The sequence below is a fragment of the Streptomyces sp. E11-3 genome (assembly GCF_046540415.1).
Classification (GTDB): domain Bacteria; phylum Actinomycetota; class Actinomycetes; order Streptomycetales; family Streptomycetaceae; genus Streptomyces.
Genome location: NZ_JAZGRL010000214.1, coordinates 1 through 880, shown reverse-complemented (window position 1 = coordinate 880; position 880 = coordinate 1). Strand labels below are relative to the sequence as shown.

2 protein-coding genes are annotated in these 880 nt (G+C 74.7%); both read right to left on the bottom strand.

The features are described 5' to 3' along the window. A partial coding sequence (locus tag U9R90_RS36485; RefSeq protein ID WP_411061802.1) for a zf-TFIIB domain-containing protein occupies positions 1–196 on the bottom strand: 196 nt, incomplete at its 3' end. A gap of 45 nt (positions 197–241) precedes the next feature. Further along, a partial coding sequence (locus U9R90_RS36480) for a phosphotransferase family protein (RefSeq protein ID WP_411061800.1) occupies positions 242–880 on the bottom strand: 639 nt, incomplete at its 5' end.

Sequence of the window (880 nt, the reverse complement as noted above, 5' to 3'; positions counted from 1 at the left end):
CCGGGTAGCCCTGGGGGGCCGGAGCGGGCGGGGCGGGCGGCGGTGGCGCCTGCTGCGACCACTGCGACTCGAGCTGGGTCAGTGCCTCGAGCTCCCCGTAGTCCAGGAAGATTCCCCGGCAGCCGCTGCACTGCTCGATCTGGACACCGTTGCGGTTGTAGGTCTGCATCGGTGCTCGGCACTTGGGACACTGCATGCTCGGCTCAACTCCTCGCCGTTCGGAACTGCTTCACCGAGCAGCCTACTTCGGGTCGCCGTCAGCCAACTCCATCGGGAGCGCGGCCATTCGGACACAGGACTCGATCAGCCCGTGCTCGGCCTCGTCGAGCGGTCGTGATTCGGTGACCGACTTGGCGACGGCCAGGGCGGCGGTCTGTACGGTCAGCGCTCTGGCGGGGGCGTCCAGTACGGGCCAGGGGTCGCCGTCGGCGGGGACGGCGGGGCCGTTCGCCGCGCGGTAGGCGCCGATGAAGCGGGTCCAGTCCTCGGGCGGCAGCAGTCCCGACGCGTACCAGGCGGCCGGGCGGGCCAGATCCCAGGCCGGTTCGCCGAGGCCGAGGTCGTCGATGTCGATCAGCAGCCAGGGGCCGTCGGGGGCCGGGTGCCGGACGAGCTGGCCCAGATGCAGGTCGCCGTGGCACACCGTGCGGGCGTACGGCATCGGGGCCTCGGCGCGGGCCCAGGCCGGCAGTGCCGCCCACGCGTGCTCCACGGGGGCGGCCGCGGGGTGCGCTGCCGCGTCCCGGCGCATCCGGGCGACGGCTCGCGCGGCCTTGGCGGGGCCGCGCATCCCGGGGAGCGGGCCGGGGAGTTCGGTGGCGGGCAGGCGGTGCAGGCGGGCCAGGAGGGTGGCGGCCGCTTCCCAAGGGGCGTGCTCGGG